Below are 17,313 nucleotides of genomic sequence, written 5' to 3' on the forward strand. Positions count from 1 at the left end.
TCCTCATGGGTTCGCAAAGTCTGATCTTGATTACGGACGCACAGTGAAAAACCCTCTATCCATTCGATAGAGGGCGCAGCGATCCAGGGACGGGTAACAGCATGTATGCCAAAACACTCCCGATCAGCCGATTCCTTTTCCTCGAAGGACTTCTTTCAGCTTGGCCTGGCAGGCAGGTCTCCTGACTTATGGGGCTTGATAAGCCTCGCCTTCCCATTGCTTGCAACAGTGGCGTCATGAGGCTCTCCCAATTTACAGTGGCGGGACCGTGCCGGATTTGCACCGGCTTCCCTATTAACCCGGACGCGTAGCGTACACGGGACCTGCAGACTTAGTGGCTATTCAATTCGTTCAAGCTATGATTCTCTTACAAGATTATATGGGAACCATTCTAAAGTTACAAGTCTATTCTTTTGTTTCGTCTATTCTTCCATTATCTTTTTCATCACCAGCTCAGCCTTGTCCTTATCTGTCGCCCGAGGATGAATAAAAGCGATCATCTCCGTCCCTTTATAGCCAACCGACTGAAGCCACTGAGTCCCGCTGACAGGAACCCCATACAAATTTTTAACAAGCGTGCCCTCGTCATTAGGAGCTTCCAGCACCCCTTCGGGATAATCTTCAGGATTGAACAGATGGTCCATACCCGGTAATCCGCCTTGTCTCGCAAAGCTTGTGAACTGCTCGGCAGGGAGAACCATAATGTCGTTATCTCCAGCGGCCACTTCTACCATCAGCTTCTGCAGATCAAAGATTGGGCTTGAAAAAACATCAACTGTCGCAGCTTCCCCTACACTCTCCCGAATCGAATCCTCCAATGCTTCCGTTACGCTAGAGTCCATTCCGCCAGGCGGCAATATAAAGATATTGACGTCAGCTTTAGGCCCTCTGCCGCAGGCGCTCAGCGCCACTACCAATGCTAGCAAGGCAACCAGTTTAAACGCTATTCCCAGCTTTCCTCTCAATCTTGTTCCCCCCACTATTATCACGTCAAAACTATGATAGCACAGAGTTCGTTCCGAAGATAACCTTTTTGTGTGCCGTGTCTATCCTTGCATCCTTTTCTCACGGCAGACCTCCCAATAATTGTATATTCACCTCAATATTGTTACTAAAAAAAGAGCCGTTCTACCGGCTCTCATCTTTAATAAGCTCTAAGTATTGGTTAATCTTCTCATCCAACAGTCGGCTGATGGCTAAAATAGATGAATTATTGAAGCAAGGCTCTTCCATATACATCTGCTCCATCTTCATGCGCAAAACCCGAATTTCTTCCTCCAGATCGTGCAAAACTTTGGAAGCTTTGGCAGGCTCGGTGACCCATCTTATGTGCTGATCCTTCTCCCGAAGCAAAAGGTTGTGATACGAAGCCGAATTCACGTAAGCAAAAGACATAATCATTCCCCCCTTTGGTAACATAAAGAGAAAGGAAAAACGCTTTTCTTCTTGTATATAAGAATACCATATTCAGGTGTAAAAAGAAATCTTACCCATAGAAAATAATTATCTCTTCAGCTTCTCGTAAAACGAACCTATCCGGTTCAGCGCTTCGTTCAATTGGCTCACCGATGTCGCATAGGAGCACCGTACAAAGCCTTCTCCTCCCAGTCCGAATACATTGCCCGGGACAGCGGCGACCCTTGCTTCCTTCAACAGTCTTTCGGCGAATTCCTCCGAGCTTAGGCCCGTCGATTGAATCGAAGGAAAAGCATAGAAGGCCCCTTCCGGTTCGTGGCAATCGAGACCGATTTCTCGAAAGCCATGGACTACCAGCCTGCGTCTTTGGTTATACGACTCTACCATTCGGTCCTTTTCTTCCATTCCGTGCCGGAGAGCCTCCAAAGCAGCGACCTGGCCCATCACGGGAGCACACATAACCGTATACTGATGAATTTTAAGCATGGCTTGAATCAGATCGGGATGCCCGCATGCATATCCCATCCTCCAGCCAGTCATGGCAAACGCTTTGGAAAAGCCGCTGACCAGAATGGTCCGGTCTCTCATACCCGGCATGGAGGCGAAACTAACGTGCTTCTGGCCATAAGTCAGTTCAGCATAGATTTCATCCGAGATGACGATCAGGTCATTCTCCTCGACCAGCTTAACAATCGGCAGCCAATCCTCATAGGTCATAATTCCACCGGTAGGATTGCTGGGATAACAAAGAACCAGCACCTTGGAGCGGGGACTAATTTTGGCTTTCAATGATTCTGCCGTCAGCTTGAAGCGGTCTTTGGCGAACGTTTCAATCCCGACGGGAACTCCGCCTCCAATCGAAGCTATTGGTGAATAGGAAACGTAACACGGCTCTGGAATCAGAATTTCATCTCCGGGAGTAATCAGCGCTCGCAAGGCCAGATCGATCGCCTCGCTCCCTCCAACGGTTACGATTATTTCATCCTTGGGTTCATAGCTGACATGGTACCCATTATACAAGTAATGGGCGATTTCCTCCCGCAGCTCGTACAGACCGGCATTCGGAGTATATTGAGTCTTCCCCCGTTCCAACGAATAGAAGCTCGCTTCCCGAACATGCCATGGGGTGATAAAATCGGGCTCTCCCACCCCTAGCGAAATAATATCTTTGCTCGAACTGACCAGATCAAAAAATTTGCGTATCCCCGAAGGCGGGATATCCCGGACTAATGGAGACAAATATTGCTGCATTTTTGGTTTATTGATCATAACGATACTTCCTTTATGGCGAAATCAGGAGACGGTTGTCTTCGTCATTCTCTTCGAAAATAATACCGTCCTGTTTGTATTTTTTCAGAATAAAATGCGTTTTGGTAGACAAAATCCGGTCAATTGGCGAGAGCTTGTTGGAGACAAACGAAGCGACTTCCTTCAGCGTTCGGCCCTCCACCTCCACCAGCAGATCATAAGCGCCGGACATTAGAAAGACGGACTTCACCTCGGGATACAAATAAATTCTTTCCGCTATGGAGTCGAAGCCGCGTCCCCGTTCCGGAGTAATCTGGACTTCGATCAGAGCCGTCACTTTATCGTCATTCACTTTGCTCCAGTTGACTACAGTTGCATATTTAACTATGACCTTCTCCGCTTCCAGCTCGGCGATGGCGGCTTCCACTTCGGCCTGCTCCGCTCCCAGCATGGTCGCAATCAAATCCGCGCCAATCCGGGAATCTTCTTTCAACAAATCCAAGATTTGAAGTTTCAGCTTGTTCATTCGCGCGCCCCCTCCAGTAAAAAAATTGATATTTCCACTATACAACGAACCAAGCTAACGTGCAAAGAAAAACGATGTTGAACCTGGGGGAAATCGACCTCGAGAAGGAATACTCCGATCGTTCGCTGGATCCCAGCTTACCTGATGGCAGCCATTCCAAGCATCGAGCGGCGTATAAAAAAATAACGGAAGGAACTTTCATTGTGGATGACAAAAAAACCGCCCAGGCAATACTGGCGGTTTGGCCATCCCCATGTTCGCCATGACGCGTTCCGGGAAAGGAGCGTTTAGAAAAGAATGAATAAACGCCTGACGGCGTTCTGCGAAAATAGGGTAATCGAGACCATTCGGCTGGCTATAAAGTTGAATCGAGTTATCTCCAATCAAGTAGAGCAATCGAGGGCTACCGAATGGAAACAAGCTTTCGAAGTCAACGTGGTCTTTTGAAATCAGCCTAAAAGTCGTATCAACATCAAACAAGTTTTCAAGGTCTGCCGCTGACCAATCGAATGTAATAATACATTACTTTTGATTAAAATCCGCAATTGTTCAATCATCGCCTGCAAATATACAGTCCATTTCTTTGATGGATCCATATTAGCAACTCTAGGGCCGGATCCACTTATTTTTGCAGTAGATCTGTCGAAATGAGCTTAAAAGTGACCCAACGACTGTATTTTTGCATTCAATGCATCGAGTGGCGATGACTGGATACACTTGAAAACTCAAATGTACTGGACACGGTAAAGAATACCAGATGCGATGGCTCCAATTTGTATATTAAAAAACTCCCATGCTTAAATAGCGTTCCCCTGTATCCGGGGCAATGCACAGCACCCGTTTGCCTCGGCCGAGCTGCTTGGCCAACTGCAGAGCCGTCCATACGGAAGCTCCGGCTGACGGGCCAACGAGAATTCCTTCCCGCGCCGCAAGCTGCTGGGCTGTCCGAATAGCATCCTCATCCTGCACCTGGATAATCTCGTCATATATCCCCGTGTTCAGAATAGGGGGGATGAAGCCCGGACTAGTGCCAACGAGCTTGTGCGGTCCCGGCTTTCCTCCGGACAAGACGGGGGAGCCTTGGGGCTCAACGACGACGATTCGGATCCCGGGAATTTTCTGCTTGAGCACTTCACCCGTCCCCGTAATGGTACCGCCCGTACCGGACGTGGCGACAAAAGCGTCCAGCAGACCATCCGTTTGCTCGATAATCTCCAGCGCCGTTGTGACCCGGTGGATATCGGGATTAGCCGGATTCTCAAACTGCTGGGGAATAAAGCTGTGCGGAATCGTCTGCTGAAGCTCAAGCGCCTTCCGAATCGCCCCAGGCATCCGTTCTGCTGCGGGGGTCAGAACGACCTCGGCCCCGTAGGCTTTAAGCAAATCTATTCGTTCCTTGGTCATATTATCCGGCATGACCAGAACAGCCCGATAGCCTTTGGCCGCAGCATTCATCGCCAGCCCGATTCCGGTATTGCCGCTTGTAGGCTCGATTATGGTGGAGCCGGGAACAAGCTTCCCCTGCTTCTCCGCCTGGAGAATTAAATTATAGGCAGCCCGGTCTTTGACACTGCCGCTTGGATTAAAGGATTCCAGCTTCACGTAAACTTCAGCATCCTGCTCGGACACGAGGCGATTAAGACGAACCGCCGGAGTGTTTCCTATTAAATCGGTGATCGTTTCGACCATTCTCCCGGCCATTTGAATCCCTCCTTTTAGAAATAGGCAGGTAATCCATACCGAACCAACATTTATACCAACTTATTTTATAGGAATTAGAGGTATTATTCAAGATCTATTTCCCCATATTTAATTGATTAAGTTATGGCGGTCTAACCGTATTCTCCGACTAGTTGTTGTCTTTTTTCGCACCTAGGAAAAGTGCGAGTAGAAGGGTAGCGTCTAACTGTATTTTGAGTAGGTAAATTGAAGCGAATAGGGCAAGTGGACTAAACTAGATGGAAAAACTGCATTTAAAAATAGCGGATTTTCACAGATATCCCTCTTTTTACATAAAATAGATGGAGGTTTTCCATTTAGTTTTCGTTTTTAACCTCAAACAGAGCAAACTAGCTGCAGGAAATCCATTTAGTTGTCAATCCATTTAGATCCCCATGTTGTGCAAGTAGACTGCTAACGTGGCACCAGCAGTTGTCCTATTTTTCGACCATTTGGCCATCTATGCTCAGTTGGGTGCGTGAGATAGGTTGTGCTGTTTGGCTAAATGATGAAGTTGGTATGACTCGATCGGGCTGTTTTCCTGCAGCAACGGCTCGAATCGATCCATAAGGACGCCCAACCGAATCTCCTTAAGCTTTATCTGGTTTAGGGGCCGCAGAGCCAAGCCAGCCTCTAAGCAATAGCCACACGATCAAAGGAGAGCTGCCGATGCCGAGCAGCAGAAAATTCATCGCTAACGGCGCCGTCGTCCGGGAAACAACCGCGATGAAAACAAGAGCTCCGACAATTCTGCCAAGACAGAGAGCCAATTCCCGCAGCACGATATATTCAACTCTTTGCTCGGCACTTTCCTCATTCTGACCGATAATATCGAAGACCACCGAGGTGGTCGGAATCGAATACAATGGAATGAACAATGCGGTTCCGATACCGAAGACGAGCAGAGTGAAATAGCTGACCTGCCAAAAAAACGGCAAAATGACCGCAATCATCATAACTACTCCGGCAAACATTCCCCACCGGCGATATTTAGGCTTAAGCATCCGGCCGGCCACCATAAAACCGAATAACCCCACCGCCGATGTAATTAAGGAAAAGTTGCCGAGCTTCATTTCATTCTGCGTGTAAATATAGACCAACAGGCCAATAATGAACCCGAATACTCCTTCACGCACCCCTTGGGCTGTCATGGCGAGGCCAATTTTTCTCCACGGATGCCGTCGTTTTTTTAACTGGTGAATTCCGTAAAACCATAAGTACTTTCCAAGCGGCTTTCTTTTCTTAAGAAAAAAACTGAAGATCGTCGCCACCACAAAGATGATCAACGAAATCGTAAAAATCAGCCGATACCCTATAGCGTCTTCCATTCTCGTAATGAGAAAACCGGATACCCATGGAGCAATCATTCCGGCTGCTGAGCCGAGAAGCCCGGCCCATCCGTTGAAACGATCGCGATTGTCGGGGTCCGTCACTTCAAAATAAACTACATTAAAGGCGGACCAAAACAGTCCCGCAGAAATGCCTTGGATGGCTCCCAGCCATATTACATAATCAACTGCCTTAACTCCAGCCCATAGCACCGCAGAATAAAAAATGGCGGATACGGCAACGCCCGCCCGGAGTGCATTCATTTTATTGTATTCCTTGATCCATTTACCTGCCAGCCAGAATAACAAGGCGGTCGTCACCTGTTGAGAAATAGCGAATGTGGCAATCATCGTATAGTCGTTCTTGACTTTCCACAGGTAAACATTGACGAACGTTCCCGATAGGGCGTTCGCCGTCGCAAACAAACCGTTGACCAATAGAAGCAGCTTGCATTGGGCCGATAAATGAGGTTTGTCTTTCTGCTTGCCCTTCTGCGTGCCTTGCGGAAGGCTCTCTTCGAGCCCATCTTCTCCAAACCTTAGTCCTCCGTAACGGACACCCCTTGATTTAACGTGGTTATGCATGAATTCACCTGTCCCTAGTAGAATGGCATGAATCGACTTCCATTAACATTCCCAAAAGGCTGGGAAAACATAAGCCTTTGGCCCCCTAATGGAACAAGATGGTTATATCCTGCTTTAATAATGTTTTTACAGGAAGAACAACAAAAGCAGCCCAACACGTGAACCTCCACGTTTTTTGGACTGCTTTTCTTGAGAAGAAGCCTGACTGCTGTTCACTGTTCTGCTGAATCAGTGTTAAAGATACATGATTCTGGCCGCGTCCCCCTGAGCTTAATCGCTTTTTTCACTTAGTGCCTGAATGACAGCCAATCGATCGGCATCGGACAGATAGGTCTCCGTCTTGAAGCAAGAGGGGCACAAATAGACCTTAACCTGATAAGGGGTGGCTAGAAATTCGCGATTCCAGCCTGCTGGAACCAACGGCGTGTAGTGGGATTCCGTAACCGTATGGTTTCCGGCATGGAGCATCAATTCACGACAGGCCGAGCATTCCGGCGCTTCTTCCTGCCGATCTATGCAGCTCTCCACATTTTCTGCATAAATGTCCCTGACCGAATCGCCATCCCATTCCTCCCAGGCTTCACTTTCGTTCCCGGCAACTGGATCTTCTTCCTCTGGATCGGTATCCTCCACCGAAATGGTGACACTGCGATAATCGTTTAATTCATTAAAGCAATTGGGGCATTCGTCTTCCGGTCCAATTTCCGGGTCCCATACAATTTCCGACTGGCACCAGGGACAGAGGGTAGATTTGTTTATATCCAAGGCCATGGTCCTCCGATCTTTCTTCTTATAGGCTAAACGAATCACTATGCATAATTAATAAAGTAATAAATCCCCGCAATCAAAAAAACCAATGATAAAGCAAATAGCGTGCCCCATAAATATTTCATGTCCTTGCTACTCCTTTATACAAGAAATAATATCTGCTCTAAACCAACGATTCAACCTGTCAGGTTACACTGGCTCCGACCACATAAGACATCGAAACGGAAATCACGAATGAAATGAAACCAATCGCGCGATTATCCTTCTTAACCTGCTCGTCAATTCTAAAGCGCGGAGTCAGCAGTTCAAAAATAAAGTAGGCCGCCACTAACAGGACAAAACCATAGCACGACCAAATAATACTTTCAAACAGAGTATCGTTGTTTAACATCGAAAAGCGGAAAATATTACAAATTCCGAAGATTTTGCCGCCCGTAGCCAAGGCGACAGCTACATTTCCTTTTTTAATCTCTTCCCAGTCATTATATTTGGTCACCATATTCCATAGTGTTAAAAAGACCACCAGAGCAAGCACCGCTACCGAATAAAAAGCGAGCGTTTCCAAATAGGGGATAGCCATTAGTTGATCCACCTCTTTATGCATAAAATCCAAGATCCTCCTTACCAGGCATCAGCCTTCATTCAAAACGGTAGAAAAGACTGGGGAAATTTCAATCCCCAGTCCTCTGATGAAGGTCGTTCAATCCCTATTGCCGATGACGGTACCAGACCCTTCTCCTGCTATTTTTGCTGCTTCTATTTGTTCCACTAATTGCGGCTATAACTACCATTATGATGTCATAAGTTTTTTTACTCATTTACATTGCTTGACAACAGTTTTCTTCACACTGTCGATTATTCTGCTTTTTTGTTTTGCAATTTAGCTTTCATAGCAGCCAGTTCATCCTCAATATCACTGGAGCCCAGCTTCGAAAGCTCATCGTCGAGCGTGCGGTTGTCATTGCGCAAATCCTGGCTGGCCTGGGCCTCCGCTTCCATTTGCAGTACTTTCTCCGACATCCGCTCGAAGCCTTTGGTCGCACTGTCGGTACTGAATCCGGACATAGCGCGATTAATGGTTTTCTGAGCTTTGGCCGCTTCCGCACGGGCAATCAGCAGATCGCGCTTATTCTTCATTTGGTTGTACTCGCTCTTCATTTCAGACAATTGGGAACGCAGACGATCGGCATTTTCCTTAGCGATCATATATTGCTTGCCCATTTCATCGTAGCGGGCTTGATGGTCCTTCTTATCTTGAAGGGCGCGGCGGGCCAAATCCTCGTTGCCTTGCTCCAAAGCTTTCATAGCCTGAGCTTCCCTCTTGGCGACCAGCTCTCCCGCTTCTTCAAATTGCAGCTTAAATTTCTTCTCTACTGCGATCTGCTTCGCTACAGCCGATTCCGCTTCGATAATGTCTTGCTCCATATCCCGCAAAAACTGATTCAGCATTTTGACGGGGTCTTCCGCACGATCGATCAGATCATTGATGGATGCGACGGTCAAGTCACGAAGACGCTTGAAAATTCCCATAGTTTGGTTCCTCCCCTTATTATTAAAATGTTAGTTTATCAGCCATTTACTATACATACGTGCCATAAAATCGATAGTTTCAAAAACGCCAAAAAAATGTTTATAAATTTTTGGCCACCATGGAATGATGGCGGCTCCACTGGATATTACCACTATTTACCGCATTATACAACCTGATTGAGCAAAACTATAACCGATGTTCCATCCCTGGGCTCTTGGTAAAAAAAGCGTCGCTTACTGGCTGTCGCTTGCTGCTTCGATATTGGAGAAATCTTCAGCGCAGCTCCACGACCGTTACGCCGCTCCCCCCTTCCCCGTAATTACCGAGACGAAAGCTTTTGACCAACCGGTGTTTACGCAGATAGTCTTGAATTCCCGTGCGCAATACTCCCGTTCCTTTTCCATGAATAATATACACCTGATGAAAATTGGCCAGGAACGATTCGTCCAGAAAGCGATCCACTTCGATTATTGAATCCTCAATATTATTGCCACGCAAATCGAGCTCCGTCCGCACTTGATCGTCGCGAGACCGTTTAACCCCGGTAACGACGGTCTGCTGAGCCGGCTTCGGCGCGGAGGTCGAGACGAGCTCAACATCCGATCTGGCCACTTTCATCTTCATGATCCCCAATTGAACCGTGACCTCGCTGTCCCCATTCAACTCGACTACATGCCCCTTCTGCCCGAAGCTATGGACCAGCACCTGATCGCCCGGTCCTATCGGCTTCGTCGACCTGCCGGCGGAAGTCGAGGAAGGCCGCTGCCCCTTGTCGTTCAACTGAGGCGCTGCTTCATCCAGCCTTCTCTTCGCTTCGATCAGCTTGTGTTCTTTCACCGAAGATCGTTCCTCAATCGCCATTCGCCGCAAATCAGCGATGATTTCGTCGGCCTCTATCCTTGCCTTCTTAACGGCTTCTGCCGCCTCCTGCTCCGCCTTCGCGAGCAGACGGGCTCTCTGCTCCTCGAAACGGCTGCGCTGCTGCTCAAGCTCCTTGCGAAGAGCGGCTACTTCCTCGTGCAATTGCTCGGCGCTTTTTCTCTCCGCCTCCGCTGTCAGACGATTTTCCTCCAGCGTAGCGATCATAGACTCGACGCGTTGATCTTCCTCGTCGACCTGATGGCGCGCGTGCTCGATGATTGCTCTGCTTAAGCCCAGCCGTTCAGCGATCGCGAACGCATTACTGCGTCCCGGAACACCAACGAGCAAGCGATACGTCGGGCTCAATGTCTGAACGTCAAACTCCATGCTGGCGTTAATGATGCCTTTGCGCTCATAAGCATAGGCCTTCAGCTCGCTATAATGAGTCGTAGCCACCATTCGGCAGCCCAACTTGTGAATATGTTCAAGAATGGCAATCGCCAGCGCCGATCCTTCAGCCGGGTCGGTCCCGGCGCCTACCTCGTCCAGCAGCACAAGACTTTTGGGAGTCATGTTGCGCAAAATCCCGATGATATTCGTCATATGACTCGAAAAAGTACTCAAATTCTGCTCAATGCTTTGTTCATCGCCAATATCGGCATAGATGGCATCAAACACACATAGCTGGCTGCTGTCTTCAGCGGGAACGAACAGCCCGGACATCGCCATCAGGCTCAGCAAGCCGATGGTCTTCAGCGTTACCGTCTTCCCTCCGGTGTTCGGTCCGGTAATAATGACAGAGGTATACCGGTTACCCAGCTCTACATCCAGCGGAACAACGGTATCGCGGTCTATCAATGGATGCCTTCCTTTTTTCAGCTTAAAAAAGCCCCGGTCATTCATCAGCGGCAGCGTAGCTTTCATTTCTCTGGCGAGGCCGGCCTTGGCAAATATAAAATCGATATCCGCCAAAGCCTCCAAATTGTCCAGCAAAGGCTCGGCAAACTCAGCCACCTGAGCGGTCAGCATCCGCAATATTTTCTCAATTTCCCGTTCTTCCTTCAGCTTTAGTTCCGTCAGCCGATTGTTCATCTGCACGATCGACTCCGGTTCAATGAACAAAGTGGCGCCGGATGCCGACTGATCATGGATCATTCCGCCAAAATGGCTTCTATACTCCTGCTTCACAGGAATGACATAACGGTCGTTGCGAATCGTAATAATCGGATCCTGCAGCATCTTCTGAGTGGAAGGGGTGCGGATCATTTGCTCCAATCGCTCCCGAACCCGTGCTTCGCCGGTCCGCAATTCCTGACGGATACGATACAGTTCCGGGCTGGCGGAATCGGTCACTTCAGCATGCTCGTCAATGCAGGATTGAATGCTCTCCTCGAGCGGCCGATTTTCCGTTAATCGGTCGACAGCGGCAGACAAGAGAGGAATCGCTTCGTCCTCATGCACCGCCTTCACAAACCGCTGCAGCCTCCGGCCGCCGCTTAACGTATTAGCCGTATCAAGCAGTTCGGCTGGATTCAACATGCCCCCGATCATCGCTCTTTTGACTGCGGCCTTAACATCGCGTATCCCGCCAAATGGAGCGGGTCCCTTCAGTCTTTCGACCTTGACAGCTTCGTCGGTAGCCTGCAGCCGGGACTTCACTTCAGCCAAATCTCCGCTCGGACGAAGCTCCTCTGTCCGTTTTTTACCCAGAGAAGTTGCCGCGAAGCCGGTTAGACTGCGAATCATTTTATAATATTCAAGTGTATTCAAAATTTTATCATTCAATGGTGAAACCCTCTTCTCAAAAAATTACTTCCTTTATCCTTTTATTATATCGGAAGGAGAGCCGATTAGCCATTGAGCAAAAGCATTATAGATAATCTTTCCGGCATTAGGGAGAAAATCCTATGATAGTTTGACGGAAATGCGGAACACTAATTAGAGAATTCGACATTTCCTGCCTGAGCCTTTCCTGTTTCTTTTCAGCGAACATATGTTGATACAAAGGAGGTTATGCTTATGAGAAGCTTTTTTGCCCACCTGATTAGATTTGTGGTCTCTGCCCTAGTCTTGATGGTCGTCAGTTGGCTCGTTCCCAACTTTTCGGTCGGTGGCTTCTGGAGCGCTTTTTTCCTGGCCCTCGTTATCGCTTTTGCCGGTTGGATTATTGAAGGAATCTTCGGCAAACGAATTACACCGTTCGGGCGGGGAATTGTCGGATTTCTCGTCAGTGCTTTAATCATTTGGTTGGCCCAATTTGTGGTAGGAGGCGTATCCGTCTCGATTATTGGCGCGATTTTGGCCGCCTTGGTCATCGGGATTATCGACCTGTTCATTCCGATTGCTACACCGTTCGATCGAGGAAGAGCACGCGGTTAACAATCAAGCCCGTGTCACCAATCACAAATTGCCAAACCGGAGGAATCAGACGGGGGACTTTTCCCCACTGATTCCTCCTTTCTGAAGGCAAATATCCCACCAGTAAACCAAAGATCCAATGGATTCTTTGGTTTTTTGTGCTAGATTTGTCACAAAGGCTTCACGGGTTTGTCACTGAAAAATTTTCCTCCCAGAGGTATGATAGAGGATGTAGACAGACATAAATCCAAATGGGAGGGAAACCCAATGAAAAAATTAATGGGGCTCATAATGGCGGCCGTTTTTGTAACTGTTCTGGCCGCATGTGGCGGCGGTGATGGAGCCAGTGGTATAAGCGATGCAGACAAAGCCAACGCCCAAGAGGTTAAAATGGTGGCAACCAATTTCCAATTCGACCAATCCGAATACAAAATTAAAACGGGCGAAACCTACAAGCTTGTCCTGGACAATCAGGAAGGGATTCACGGTATTGAAATTAAAGGAGCTAAAGTCAAGCTCGACAACAACAACACTACGGAATATTTCAAAGCCGATAAAGCGGGAACCTACGACATCATCTGCAGCATTCCTTGTGGTTCGGGACACGCAACTATGAAATCCAAACTCATTGTTGAAGAATAAAAAAAGAGGTGCATGTCCTTCGACATGCTGACCTCTCCATTGGCCGGGGAAGAACAGACTTCCCCGGTTTTTTTATATTTATATTGCAGTAGCATTTCATGCTCGAAATGGGATGCGTTGTTGGCGAGCGGTCCCCTAAGCGAACCGTGCGAAATACGAATTCCTGCAATTATACAGGGATTACTCATCGAAACAAGCTGTAATAGGAAAAAGCCTGCGATTCTACAGGAATTTTCGTATCAAACTACCCAACGCCAGTTGCACTGCTACATTTATCCCACCACAATCATAAGCTTTTGGACGAAATTCGCTAAAGCCATTAATGGGACAATCACCTGCAAATTTGCACCACCAAATAAATATAGCCTTTTGGCAGTCATCGAAAACATACAGCCTCTGCTGTTTCCCAAAAAACAATAGTCCTGCCTGTCCACCGATATACTTCAACTTTATCTTCTTCAGGAAATTGAAACAGATCCGGCAGCTTCTCCATGACGAGCGGCGGCCACTGTAAAAGATACGGGACAGCAGCAGATTGCTCCAGCACCTCCTGAAGCGGATCCGAAGGAACCGCAATGAGTAAAAACACAAGCAGGGTCAAGATCAAAAAAGCCTCAAGCATGGCGAGAATAGCTCCGGCCCACCGGTTCAACCCATTCAAACCCGGTACCTTCACTACGGCATGGAGCAGCCTCCCCACTCCATGCCATCCGATTTTGACAACAAAAAACAGCAGAACAAACGCAATAGCATTATATATATAAGTCTCCAATTGAAAATGGTCGAGCAGGAATTCGTAATCCGAATTCGCTGTAAACGTCTTGAGTGGAATCCATTTGGCCAAATAACCCGCTACATTGGCATAAAAGAAAAAGGCCGCAAGTATTGCGGCGACCAACCCGACTACCGAAACCAACTGGCTGATCAAGCCTTTGCGGTAACCGGCGGCAAACGAAGCGATAATTGTGACCGCAACAATTAAATCGACGATATTCATCATCACGGCCACTCTATGCCTTCGGTCCGGTATCGTCTATAACCAGCTCAATCCATTCGTTGTATTCCTTCTTAAGCTTCTCGTATTCGATCTCGAGCCGCTCATATTTTATCTGCAGCTCGTCATTGCTTTCCTGAGACCGCAGTGCTTTCTCGTTCTCTAGTTGTTCTGTCAGTTGTTCAATGCCTTCCCGATGACGTTCGTTTTCTTTAGCCAGTTCCAGTACCTTTTGGGCATGCCGGGATTCTTTTTCCACAATGGCGCTTAACTCCTTGCGCAAGCTCTCCATCTCCTGCCGGAGGCGATCCCGTTCTTCCTCCAGATTTCCTTGCTCCAATTCCCATTCCTCAAAAAAGCTTTTCATCGACTCCAGCTCTTCCTGAGCTGCGGCCGCTTCGCTGCGGCCCGTAAGCTCAAGCTGCTTCACTAGATCCAGCTCGGCCTCCTGATTCCGCAGTCGCTGCTGAAGCTGCTCTTTTTCATCGTTCCACTCGGCTTGACGAGCTCTCCATTCGCGGTCCTCCCGACGGAATTGCTCCAGCTCGGATTGAAGCTCGGCTTGGCGAGCCTTCCCTGCCCGCTCGTCCTCCTGGGCCTCTTCCAAGGAAGCCTGCAGCTTCTCGACAGCCTCCTCAAGCGATGCCGCCCGATCCTGCTCGCTTCGGCCAGCGGCCTTGGCTTCACTCAGCTCATTTTCCAGCATCCTGACGGTCGTTTCCAGAGCGGACATTCGCTCTTGAGCCTGCTGCTCCGCCGCTTCCGCGCCTTGCACCTCATTCTGGGCAGAGCTTAATTCCGCTCTAAGCTGCTCCACAGCCTTTTCCAAAGAGGCAATCCTCTCCTGTTGGGCCGACTCGGTCTTCACCGCCTGGGCCAAAGAGGACTGAAGCCGATCGCGCTCCGTTGTAAGTGAGCCAATCTTGTCATGGCTCAGCTTCTTCAGCTCGTCGGCCTGCTGGATTTCCGTTGTAAGACGACGAATATCCTCTTCCAGCCGATCCCTCGCCGCCTTCCATTCAGACTCCAGCGTGTTCCATTCATTTTGCTGTTTGCGAAGCTGTTCCAATTCGTCGTTGAGCTCTTTGAGCTGGCCGATTTGACTCTGCTCGGTATCTTTAGCTTGTCTCAATTCCGACTTCACTTGCTGTATAGTGGTTTTCAAAGCAGCCGCTTCGTTCTCCCGGCTGAGAACCGCTTCTTGAGCCTGCCCCAGTTCGGTCTCCAGCTGCTGAATATTCGCTCTCATGGCGCCGATTTCATCGACGGATCTCTGTTCGTCCTGCTTAGCCTGCTGCAAGGCCGTTTCCAATTGCTCCCTCTCCGATTCGAGAAGAGATATCCAATCCGTCTGGCTCTGCGCATTCTCCTCGGCGCGTTGCAGTTCCGTCTGGAGCTTGTCCACACGGCTTTCCCATGTATGACGCTCCTCCGTCCAGGCCGTTTCTAGCTTTGTTAGCTCCTCATTGCTCTGCTTAAGCCGTGCTGTGTTCTGCTTTAACTCCTCGTTATTCTGCTCTAGCTGCATTACGTTCTGCGTTAACTCCTCGTTGCTCTGCTCTAGCTGCATTACGTTCTGCGTTAACTCCTCATTGCTCTGCTCTAGCTGCATTACGTTCTGCGTTAACTCCTCGTTGCTCTGCTCTAGCCGCGCTGCGTTCCGCGTTAACTCCTCATTGCTCTGCTCTAGCTGCGCTGCGTTCCGCATTAACTCCTCGTTGCTCTGCTCTAGCTGCGCTGCGTTCCGCATTAACTCCTCGTTGCTCTGCTTTAGCTGAGCCATATTCTTCCTTAAGTCACCATTGCTCTGCTCTAGCTGCGCTGCATTCTTCGTGAGCTCCTCGTTGCTTTGCTTTAGCTGCAGCAATTCCTTCTTGAGCTCCTCCACTTGGGCAGCTTGTCTCCGCTCAGCTTCCTTGGTCTGATTCAAGGCAGACGTAAGCTGCTCAATACGCTCCTCCAGCGACGTTGTATTTTCCCTGGCCTTAAGCTCCGCTGCTTTAGCCTCGTCTAATGCGGCATGCAGCTCTTCGCCATTCACCTCAAGCAGCTCGATATGCTGCCTGTAGCTCTCAGCCGTCTCTTCAGCTCCCGCCAAGACAGCATACAGCCGATCCTGCTCTTCCTCCAGCTCCTTAATCCGGTCGCGATGACTCTGTCCGGTCTCTACGGCAGCCCGAAGCTCATTATCCAGCTTCGTGACAGCTGCCTCCAGCTGATTCCTCTCCCCTTTCCACTCGGTTTCCTTCTGTCGCCATTGACCAAGCTCATTCTTAAGCCGATCGGCCAATTCCGACAGTTGACGCGTTTCCTCCAGCTGGTCCTTATATTTGTCTTCCATCCCTGTCAAATGCTCGGCGTTGGATTTAATTTTGAAAAACTCATCCGCCATATTGACCGCCGCCAGCACCGCGATTTTCATCGAGTCCAAGCGAGAATTAAGACCAGCTATATTATGCATTTGTTCATTAACATGAGCTGCCACCGTTTTGATATAACGCGGGCTGGCGCTGCTCATCAGCTTGTAATTGGTGCCAAAGATGTCTACGGTTATACTGGTTTTTTGTTGTTCCTCGTCCATATCGCATTCCTCCTCCCTTGCGATCTTGAAATGGAGTAAAAAGAGTATGTTTATTGTTTCTGCTCCTGATTTGTGAGTTACAAAATCATGATCATGAATTTCCGATAATAGATCTACTGCAAAAATACATCCAAACCGCTAAAAATCAGTTGATTTTTGAGGATCGACTGCAAAAGTGCAGTGAAAAAATCCGTTTCCTCCAATATCGGGCTCAAATGGCCGAAATGACTGTATATTTGCAGTAAATGAGCAGCAATCGGACAGCATCTCCCAAAAAGCATGTACTTTTGCAGTAGATTCGCGGAAGCGAAATCCCCACGTTCCATTTTTGCTGCATTTTCCCGGCAGCCTCTTAAATATAAGCGGAATAACTCTAACAACCTGCAAGGATTACAAGGAATCGATCTATAGTTTAGCAGATTTCAGTTACAATATCGAATAGTCTCACTATATAAGTGGCACTAAAGAAAGCGATCATTCCGTTCCGAAGGAAAGTGCCCCCGAAGCTTCAAACATCTTGTTTTGTATTCCTTATTTATTGGTTCGGCCTTCGGATGGTAGGAATACAAAGCCAAAACTCGCCCTGGAAGCATCTTTCTTTCTCCACTTCATGAGCTTTGAAATCTTTAGTGCCGAGTATATAGCTGAAGTTCACTTGATCGCACTTGCAGAATATTTTCCTGCCAGCGCCTCTCCAGTCTTAAGCCCGCTCTCTTGTCGCCATCGGATCATTCTTTTTCAAGCCGACACAAAAAG

The 17,313-nt window shown here is 48.5% G+C and carries 15 protein-coding genes and 1 riboswitch; of the genes, 2 read left to right on the forward strand and 13 right to left on the reverse strand.

Annotated elements, in window-relative coordinates; genetic code table 11:
* Positions 1-153 precede the first annotated feature (153 nt).
* Positions 154-342, reverse strand: a riboswitch (cobalamin riboswitch).
* 80 nt (positions 343-422) lie between these two features.
* The 11 genes from KJS69_RS17630 to KJS69_RS17680 form a co-directional block, all read right to left on the reverse strand.
* The gene (locus tag KJS69_RS17630; RefSeq protein WP_213585107.1) at positions 423-965 is read right to left on the reverse strand and encodes a hypothetical protein; all 543 of its coding nucleotides are present in this window, start codon (positions 963-965) and stop codon (positions 423-425) included.
* A 163-nt stretch (positions 966-1,128) separates the two neighbouring features.
* Positions 1,129-1,395, reverse strand: a complete 267-nt coding sequence (locus KJS69_RS17635) for an aspartyl-phosphate phosphatase Spo0E family protein (protein WP_213585108.1) — start codon at positions 1,393-1,395, stop codon at positions 1,129-1,131.
* Positions 1,396-1,503: 108 nt separating this feature from the next.
* Complete coding sequence (locus tag KJS69_RS17640; RefSeq protein WP_213585109.1) at positions 1,504-2,685, reverse strand: aminotransferase class I/II-fold pyridoxal phosphate-dependent enzyme; 1,182 nt, start codon at positions 2,683-2,685, stop codon at positions 1,504-1,506.
* Positions 2,686-2,698: 13 nt separating this feature from the next.
* On the reverse strand, positions 2,699-3,190 hold the full coding sequence (locus tag KJS69_RS17645) for an Lrp/AsnC family transcriptional regulator (protein WP_213585110.1): 492 nt from the start codon (positions 3,188-3,190) through the stop codon (positions 2,699-2,701).
* Positions 3,191-3,388: 198 nt separating this feature from the next.
* A complete protein-coding gene (locus KJS69_RS17650; RefSeq protein WP_213585111.1) occupies positions 3,389-3,670 on the reverse strand; it encodes a hypothetical protein in 282 nt (93 codons plus the stop codon).
* A 300-nt stretch (positions 3,671-3,970) separates the two neighbouring features.
* Positions 3,971-4,891 (reverse strand): cysteine synthase A, encoded by a 921-nt coding sequence (cysK, locus tag KJS69_RS17655; RefSeq protein ID WP_213585112.1) that lies wholly within the window; start codon positions 4,889-4,891, stop codon positions 3,971-3,973.
* Positions 4,892-5,499: 608 nt separating this feature from the next.
* The gene (locus tag KJS69_RS17660; protein WP_213585113.1) at positions 5,500-6,822 is read right to left on the reverse strand and encodes an MFS transporter; all 1,323 of its coding nucleotides are present in this window, start codon (positions 6,820-6,822) and stop codon (positions 5,500-5,502) included.
* A gap of 270 nt (positions 6,823-7,092) precedes the next feature.
* Complete coding sequence (locus tag KJS69_RS17665; protein ID WP_249730579.1) at positions 7,093-7,587, reverse strand: hypothetical protein; 495 nt, start codon at positions 7,585-7,587, stop codon at positions 7,093-7,095.
* A 187-nt stretch (positions 7,588-7,774) separates the two neighbouring features.
* Positions 7,775-8,194: a DUF350 domain-containing protein gene (locus KJS69_RS17670; RefSeq protein WP_213585115.1), complete on the reverse strand. Its 420-nt coding sequence runs from the start codon at positions 8,192-8,194 to the stop codon at positions 7,775-7,777.
* A gap of 251 nt (positions 8,195-8,445) precedes the next feature.
* Positions 8,446-9,120: a PspA/IM30 family protein gene (locus KJS69_RS17675; protein ID WP_213585116.1), complete on the reverse strand. Its 675-nt coding sequence runs from the start codon at positions 9,118-9,120 to the stop codon at positions 8,446-8,448.
* 274 nt (positions 9,121-9,394) lie between these two features.
* Positions 9,395-11,767 carry an endonuclease MutS2 gene (locus KJS69_RS17680; RefSeq protein ID WP_213585117.1) on the reverse strand — a complete coding sequence of 791 codons (2,373 nt, stop codon included), beginning with the start codon at positions 11,765-11,767 and terminating at the stop codon, positions 9,395-9,397.
* Between the two features lie 234 nt (positions 11,768-12,001).
* On the opposite strand from KJS69_RS17680, the gene KJS69_RS17685 reads away from it, so the two are divergent.
* Positions 12,002-12,361, forward strand: a complete 360-nt coding sequence (locus tag KJS69_RS17685) for a phage holin family protein (RefSeq protein WP_213585118.1) — start codon at positions 12,002-12,004, stop codon at positions 12,359-12,361.
* A gap of 246 nt (positions 12,362-12,607) precedes the next feature.
* Positions 12,608-12,982, forward strand: a complete 375-nt coding sequence (locus tag KJS69_RS17690) for a cupredoxin domain-containing protein (protein WP_213585119.1) — start codon at positions 12,608-12,610, stop codon at positions 12,980-12,982.
* A gap of 376 nt (positions 12,983-13,358) precedes the next feature.
* Here KJS69_RS17690 and KJS69_RS17695 read toward each other — a convergent pair whose 3' ends face one another.
* Together KJS69_RS17695 and zapA are read right to left on the reverse strand one after the other, a co-directional pair.
* Complete coding sequence (locus KJS69_RS17695) at positions 13,359-13,982, reverse strand: CvpA family protein (RefSeq protein WP_213585120.1); 624 nt, start codon at positions 13,980-13,982, stop codon at positions 13,359-13,361.
* Between the two features lie 10 nt (positions 13,983-13,992).
* Positions 13,993-16,557, reverse strand: a complete 2,565-nt coding sequence (zapA, locus tag KJS69_RS17700; RefSeq protein ID WP_213585121.1) for a cell division protein ZapA — start codon at positions 16,555-16,557, stop codon at positions 13,993-13,995.
* Positions 16,558-17,313 lie beyond the last annotated feature (756 nt).

The organism is Paenibacillus sp. J2TS4, assembly GCF_018403245.1.
Taxonomy (GTDB): Bacteria; Bacillota; Bacilli; order Paenibacillales; family NBRC-103111; genus Paenibacillus_L.